At 73.9% G+C, this 6923-nt stretch carries 6 protein-coding genes; 5 read left to right on the forward strand and 1 reads right to left on the reverse strand.

The features are described 5' to 3' along the window. Positions 1-418 precede the first annotated feature (418 nt). Genes IEV65_RS15425 through IEV65_RS15445 form a run of 5 tightly spaced genes read left to right on the forward strand, consistent with a single transcriptional unit; the run spans position 419 to position 5223 of the window. Positions 419-1480: an ABC transporter substrate-binding protein gene (locus IEV65_RS15425; protein WP_188432344.1), complete on the forward strand. Its 1062-nt coding sequence runs from the start codon at positions 419-421 to the stop codon at positions 1478-1480. Beyond that, on the forward strand, positions 1477-2481 hold the full coding sequence (locus tag IEV65_RS15430) for a FecCD family ABC transporter permease (RefSeq protein ID WP_188432345.1): 1005 nt from the start codon (positions 1477-1479) through the stop codon (positions 2479-2481). Before IEV65_RS15425 ends, IEV65_RS15430 begins: the two co-directional genes overlap by 4 nt. Continuing rightward, on the forward strand, positions 2478-3548 hold the full coding sequence (locus IEV65_RS15435) for a FecCD family ABC transporter permease (protein ID WP_229735351.1): 1071 nt from the start codon (positions 2478-2480) through the stop codon (positions 3546-3548). Before IEV65_RS15430 ends, IEV65_RS15435 begins: the two co-directional genes overlap by 4 nt. Further along, entirely contained in the window at positions 3545-4393 is an 849-nt protein-coding gene (locus IEV65_RS15440; protein WP_188432346.1) for an ABC transporter ATP-binding protein, read from the forward strand. The genes IEV65_RS15435 and IEV65_RS15440 overlap by 4 nt, the downstream gene beginning before the upstream one ends. Continuing rightward, the gene (locus tag IEV65_RS15445) at positions 4393-5223 is read left to right on the forward strand and encodes a siderophore-interacting protein (protein WP_188432347.1); all 831 of its coding nucleotides are present in this window, start codon (positions 4393-4395) and stop codon (positions 5221-5223) included. Before IEV65_RS15440 ends, IEV65_RS15445 begins: the two co-directional genes overlap by 1 nt. A gap of 309 nt (positions 5224-5532) precedes the next feature. On the opposite strand, the gene IEV65_RS15450 is transcribed toward IEV65_RS15445, so the two are convergent. Beyond that, the gene (locus IEV65_RS15450) at positions 5533-6654 is read right to left on the reverse strand and encodes a putative endonuclease domain-containing protein (RefSeq protein ID WP_188432348.1); all 1122 of its coding nucleotides are present in this window, start codon (positions 6652-6654) and stop codon (positions 5533-5535) included. Positions 6655-6923 lie beyond the last annotated feature (269 nt).

Here is a 6923-nt window from a genome sequence, read left to right on the forward strand (position 1 = left end):
GTCGAAGAGTGCTCACTTTTCGAGCGCCGTACCTGCTCAGTTTTCAAGCGCCGCCGACAGTGCGTAACTCACTCACCGGAGTGGCTCGTGCACGCCATACCCGCAGACCGCGTGCGTAACTCACTCACCGGAGTGGCTCGTGCACGCCATACCCGGAGAAGGCGTGCGTAACTCACTCACCGGAGTGCCTCGTGCACGCCATGCCCGGAGAAAGCGTGCGCAAGTCACTCACCGGCGTGGCTCGTGCACGCCGCGAGGTCCGCGCCTTTTCCGCGCGTGACGTGACCGAAACGACAAGGTGAGACTCGCCATACTCCAATAACGACACTTCGGAGTTGCTTAATAAGGCGAGCCTCACCTAAGGTCCCTCGTGTCCCGCCGGCCATCAGGTCGGCCACCCCTCACCAGGAGCCTGCCGATGTCCCGTCCCGCCCGTCTCGTCCCCGTCGCCGCCGTCGCGGCGGCGCTCGCCCTCGCGGGCTGCAGCACCGGCCCCTCGGGCTCGACCGCGGACGGCGCTTCGGCCTCCTCGGCCCCGGCCGCGGCGGGCGGTGCCGACACGGGGACCTTCCCGGTCACCGTCGAGCACGCCTTCGGTGAGACGACGATCGAGGCGGACCCGCAGCGCGTGGTGACCGTCGGCTGGACCGACCACGAGATCATGGCGGCCCTCGGCGAGGTGCCGGTCGGCGCAACCAAGATCACCTGGGGCGGCAATGAGGCCGGCTCGACCGACTGGTTCGACCAGGCCGTGACGGACCTCGGGCAGGACCCGGCCGCGATCACCCGCCTCGACGACGCCGACGGGGTGCCGGTCGACGAGATCGCCGCGCTGGAGCCCGACCTGATCATCGGCAGCAACTCCGGCCTCACCCAGGAGGACTACGACACGCTCTCCAAGATCGCGCCGACCGTCGCCTACCCGCAGGCCCCGTGGGCGACGCCGTGGCGCGAGTCCGTCGAGCTCGTTGGCCAGGCGATCGGCCGCCCCGAGCAGGCCGCCGAGGCGATCGCCGAGACCGAGGCCGCGTTCGCGGCCGCCCGCGAGGAGCACCCCGAGCTCGAGGGCACCAGCTTCGCCTGGGGCTGGTTCACGCCGACCGACCTGTCCACGATCGGTCTCTACACCGTCACCGACCTTCGCCCCCAGTTCCTCACCGAGCTGGGCATGGTCAACTCCCCGGTCGTCGAGGAGCTGAGCAAGGACGGCGCCTTCTCGGCGAACCTGTCCGCCGAGCAGGCCGACACCCTCGACGCCGACGTCCTGATCTTCTACACCGAGGGCGAGTTCGACGGCGAGGAGGTCGAGGCCGACGCCCTGCTCTCGCAGATCCCCGCGATCGCCAGCGGCGCCTACGTCGCCTCCTCGGACCAGCAGGCCGCCCTCGGGATGTCCTCGCCGACCCCGCTGTCGATCCCGGTCGCGCTCGAGACGTTCATCCCGGACGTGGCCGAGGCGGCCGCCAGGGCTGCCCGGTGAGCCGGCGCCGCACCTGGCTCCCCCTCGGGGTCGGGGGCGGTGTGCTCCTGCTCGCGCTGGTCGTGTCGGTCGCCGTGGGCTCGCGCACGCTGTCCCCGGGCGAGCTGCTCGGTGGGCTGCGGGCGGCCCTCGACGGCCTCGCGACCGATCCCTCCGCCGGCGTCGTCGCCGCCCGGCTGGACCGCACCGCGGTGGGGGCGGTGGTCGGCCTGGCCGTCGGCCTGTCGGGCGCGGCGATGCAGGGCCTGACACGCAACCCGCTCGCCGACCCCGGCATCCTCGGGGTCAACGCCGGCGCGGCGCTGCTGGTCGTGCTCGGGGTCCAGTACCTCGGCCTCTCCTCCGCCGCCGCCTTCGTCTGGCTCGCCCTGGCCGGCGGGCTGCTCGCCGCCCTCCTCGTGTATGCCGTCTCCGCCGCCTCTCCCGGCGGCGCGACGCCGCTCACCATGGCGCTCGCCGGCGCGGCCCTCTCGGCCGGGGCGGTGAGCGTCGTGGCGGGGGTGCTCGTGGCCAACCGCGGGGCGCTCGACACCTTCCGGTTCTGGCAGGTCGGCAGCGTCGCCGGGCGGCCGGCCTCGCTCCTCCTCGACGTCGCGCCGCTGCTCGTGGTGAGCCTAGCGATCGTGGCCCTGTCCGGGCGGGTGCTCAACGCCGCCGCGCTGGGTGAGGACCTGGAGCGGGCGCTGGGGCAGCGTGTGCAGCTGGCCCGGGCCACCGTCGCCCTCGGCGCGGTCGGGCTCGCGGCCTGCGCCGTCGCCCTCGCCGGGCCGATCGCCTTCGTCGGGCTCGTCGTGCCGCACCTGGTGCGGCTGGTGACCGGACCGGACTACCAGCGGGTCCTGCTCGGGAGCGCCGTGGTCGGGCCGGTCCTCGTGCTCCTCACCGACACCCTCGGCCGGGTCGTGATGCCGCCCTCGGAGGTCCAGGTGGGCATCATGACCGCCGTCCTCGGGGCGCCGGTGCTCATCTGGCTGGTGCGCCGGACGGGGGCGCTCCGGTGACCCTGACCACCAGCGCAGGTGCCCCGGCAGCTCTCGCCGTCGGTGCCGTCCGCAGCGCACGGCGGGCCGCCGCGAGCCGGCCCCGCCGCGTCCTCCTCGGCCTCGTCCTCGCCCTGGTCGGCGCGGTCCTGGTGCGCACGCTCCTCGGCGACTACACGATCACGGCGGCCGACGCGGTGCGGATCCTCGTCGGTGCCGACGGGGTCCCGCGCGGTGCGGAGTTCGTGCTCATGGAGTCCAAGCTCCCGCGTGCCCTGGTCGGCGTCCTCGCCGGCCTGGCCCTCGGCGCCGGCGGCGCGACCTTCCAGCTCATGGCCCGCAACCCGCTGGCCAGCCCCGACGTGCTCGGCCTGACGATGGGCGCGAGCGCGGCCGCCGTCCTGACCCTGGTCGTCCTGGGCGGCTCCGGGACCGCGGTCGCGGTGGCGGCGCTCCTGGGGGCCGCCGCCGTCGCCCTGGCCCTGATCCTGCTCTCCGGCGGGCGCACCGGCTCCACCGCCGCGGCTCCGACGCGGATGATCCTGGTGGGGGTGGCGCTGTCGGCCATGCTCACCTCGGTCGTCCACTGGGTGCTGCTGCGCGCCGACGTCTACCGCGCGCACGAGGCCATGGTCTGGCTCACGGGCAGCCTCGCCGGCGCCACCTGGCCGCAGATCGGCCTGCTCGCGCTTGTCGTGGCGGTCGCCCTGCCCCTGCTGCTGGCCACCTCCGCCCAGCTCCACCTCGTCGAGCTCGGTGACGACCTCGCGCACGGGGTCGGCGCGCCGCCCCGGCCGGTCCGTGCGCGGGCGCTCGCCCTCGTGGTGGTGCTCGTCGCGGCGACCACGGCCGTCTGCGGGCCGGTGGCCTTCGTGGCCTTCCTCGCCGGCCCGACCGCCCGTCGGCTGCTGGGCGGGCGCAGCTCGATCGCAGCCTCGGCCCTGGTCGGCGCCGTCGTGGTGGTCCTCGCAGACCACCTGGCGGCCTACGCCATACCGGAGGTGAACCTGCCCGTCGGGGTGGTGACCGGCCTGGTCGGCGCCCCCTTCCTGCTCTGGCTCCTGACCCGCGAAAGGTCGACGTCATGACCACCCTGACCACCGAGAACCTCACGCTCGGCTACGGCGACCGCACGATCGTCCACGGGCTCGACCTCGACGTGCCCGAAGGGCGCGTCACCGCGATCGTGGGGCCCAACGGATGCGGCAAGTCGACCCTGCTGCGCGGCGTCTCCCGCCTGCTGAGGCCGACGAACGGGCGCGTGCTGCTCGACGGCCGCGACCTGCACCAGCTGCCCACCCGCCAGGTCGCGCGCACGATGGCGCTGCTGCCGCAGCACCCGGTCGTCCCCGAGGGGATCACCGTGGGGGAGCTCGTCGCCCGCGGCCGCCACCCGCACCACGGCCTGCTGCGCCGGTGGACCCGCGAGGACGACGAGGCCGTCGCGGAGGCCCTGGAGCTCACCGGCACCCAGGACCTCGTCAGCCGCGAGGTCGCCGAGCTGTCGGGCGGCCAGCGTCAGCGCGTCTGGATCGCGCTCGTCCTCGCCCAGCGCACCGACCTGCTGCTGCTCGACGAGCCGACGAGCTTCCTCGACATCGCTCACCAGGTCGAGGTGCTGGACCTCGTCCGGGACCTGTCCGTCCACCGCGGCACGACCGTCGTCATGGTCCTGCACGACCTGGCGATGGCCGCCCGCTACGCCGACCACCTCGTCGCGATGCGGGGCGGTCGCGTCGTCGCCCAGGGCAGCCCTCGCCAGGTGGTCACCGCCGAGACGGTCTGCGACGTCTTCGGCATCACCTGCCGGGTGCTGTGGCAGGAGGCCACCGGCGACCTGTCCGTCATACCCCTCGGCCGGCACCGCCCGGTCGGTCACGTGCTGGGCGCCGCGTCCTCGCCGCGCCTGGCGCCCGAGCTGGAGGTGTCCTGATGAGCACGACCGAGCTGGAGCGCACGACGGCGATGCCGCTCGAGCGCGAGGAGCACCGCTGCGTGCCGGGCCGGGTCCTGGCCTCGGAGCAGGTCGCGCCGTGGCTGCGCCGGCTGACCCTGCACGTCCCCGCCCTCGAGGGGTATGCCGTGCTGGGCCCCGACGAGTTCGTCGGCCTGGTCATGCCGCGCCCGGGCACGGCGCTGCCCGACCTGTCGGGCATCACCGGTCCCAACCCCCGTCCGGTGATCGGGGAGATGCCGGAGGCGAACCGGCCCGACGTGCGCTGGTACACGGTGCGCGACTGGCGGCCGGAGTCGCACGAGCTCGTGCTGGAGGTCGTCCTGCACCCCGAGGGCGAGGTGGACGAGGGTCCGGGAGCCAGCTGGGTGCGTCGCGCCCGGCCGGGGGACGAGGTCGCGGTGCAGACCGGCACCACCTGCTACCACCCCCCGACCGACGCCCGGGTGCAGGTCGTCGCGGGGGACGAGACGGCATACCCGGCAATCGTCGGGATCATCGAGGCAGCCCGCGGCACCGATCGCGAGCTGCACGTCTTCCTCGAGCAGACCGAGGAGGGGGTCGTGCCCGAGCTGGCGCGGCCCGAGCGGGGCAGCCTGACCCTGGTGCCGTCGCGGGGGGGGAACCAGGGTCGGGCGCTGCTCGAGGCGGTCGCAGGTGCGGACCTGCCGGCGCTCGACTACGGCTGGGTGAGCGGGGAGCAGGAGCTCGCCGCGTCGGTGCGCCGTCACCTCGTCGGCGAGCGCGGTCTGTCCAGGAGCGCCGTGTACTTCTGCGCCTACTGGATCCTGGGGCGCCCGCGCGGCTGACCTCCCGTGTGTGGCTGCGTGCGCCCCGCCGCCGTTCCCCGGCACGTGTGGCTGGGCTGGCCTCCGCGCCACGCCGCCGTTCCCCGGCACGTGTGGCTGGGCTGACCTCCGCGCCACGCCGCCGTTCCCCAGCCCCGCCGCGTTCTTCCTCGCGAGACAGGATTCTGCACCTGATGCGGCGTCGACGACGGCGCATCAGGTGCAGAATCCTGTCCGCCGCGGAGGCCAGCAGCTGTGCGGTCGCCCGCGTCACCGGTCGCCCCGTCAGGCGCGCGCGGGGCTCTGCGCCGGCGTGAGGCCGAGCTTGCTTCAGGCAGCGCTGGCTCCGGCCCGGGCGATGGCCTTGAGGATGAGCTGCCGCACGTAGGCCGGCCGGTCGAGGTCGGCCCACCGCAGACGCACGACCTCGTAGCCGAGATCGCGGATCCGCCGCTCGCGGTCCTTCTCGGCGAAGACGACGGCGGGATCGGTGTACTTCACGGCCCCGTCGAACTCGATGACGACCCGCCAGTCGTCGAGCAGCAGGTCGACCCGCGCTACGAACTGGCCGTGCTCGTCGCGCAGCTCCACCTGCGGGGTGCAGGCCCAGCCCAGGGCCCGCACCAGCCAGCGCGTCCGGCTCTCGCCGGTCGACTCGCTGCGTCCGTCCGCGGCCGCCACCACCTCGCGCACCGTGTGCGTCGCCGAGCCGAAACCTTCCGCAAGTGCCCGCTCGGTCAGCTCCACCACCCGCTCACGGGCTGGACCGTGGCGGCTGTCGCGCGCTGGACCGTGGCGGTTGTCGAGTGCTGGAGCGTGGCGGTTGTCGAGTGCTGGAGCGTGGCGGTTGTCGAGTGCTGTGCCGTGGCGGTTGTCGAGTGCTGGAGCGTGACGGTTGTCGAGTGCGGGACCGTTGTGCTCCTGCGTCGCGGCGAGGTCTGCCTCCTCGGCCTGACGGAGCACACCGTCCAGGGCGACGATGCCCGCCTCGGCTCCGTGGGTCGCGGCGACCTGCAGCGCAGCGAGTGCCGGTTCCACGAGCCGCAGCTCCTCCTCCTCGACGACCCAGGAGGGGTCGACCGGACGGTGGACCCAGACCGTGGCGTCCCGCCGACCCCTCTGCCCGTCCGTGCGGACCAGGTGCACCAGCGAGTCGCGTCCGTAGTAGGGCAGGCCCAGCACCGCCAGGGAGCTCGTATGACTCAATGCGTGGTGGCTGTCAGGCCGGGCCAACGAATGCCCGACGGCCCGGGCGTCCAGCACCCGGCGTTCCCAAGGGGTCGCCGCCTCGCGCAGAGCGGTGAGCACCAGCGCGTCCTGACGGATGCGCGTCACGAGCCGCCGCCGTACGGCAGCCTCGATGATCCGCCTCGACACCCCGGCCGCCATCAGTGCCCGCGCGCTGCCCACGCCGCCGCGGGCCGTGAGCAGGACCTCGATCTCCCCAGACATGGGCGTCAGCGTGCCAGGGCTGAGCCGCCCGAGGCCGAGGTTGTCCACAGGTCAGCGGCTCGCCGACCGAAAGTCGTCGGCCCGGGCAGGGCTGGGTCGTCGGGCAGGTGTCGGGCCGGGCTGGGATGTCGTCGGGCAGGTGTCGGGCAGGGCTGGGATGTCGTCGGGCAGGGCGAGTTCGTCGCCCCCGAACCTCGGACGCGCGACGCAGGCAAGTTCTTGCACCTGATGCACCCTCGTCGACGCTGCATGAGGTGCACAATCCTGTC

The organism is Ornithinimicrobium tianjinense (assembly GCF_014636495.1).
GTDB classification, from domain to species: domain Bacteria; phylum Actinomycetota; class Actinomycetes; order Actinomycetales; family Dermatophilaceae; genus Ornithinicoccus; species Ornithinicoccus tianjinensis.

Coding starts and splice junctions, on each gene's coding strand:
- IEV65_RS15450 (WP_188432348.1), bottom strand. CDS start 6,654: ATGTCTGGGGAGATCGAGGTCCTGCTCACGGCCCGCGGCGGCGTGGGC.
- IEV65_RS15440 (WP_188432346.1), top strand. CDS start 3,545: ATGACCACCCTGACCACCGAGAACCTCACGCTCGGCTACGGCGACCGC.
- IEV65_RS15425 (WP_188432344.1), top strand. CDS start 419: ATGTCCCGTCCCGCCCGTCTCGTCCCCGTCGCCGCCGTCGCGGCGGCG.
- IEV65_RS15445 (WP_188432347.1), top strand. CDS start 4,393: ATGAGCACGACCGAGCTGGAGCGCACGACGGCGATGCCGCTCGAGCGC.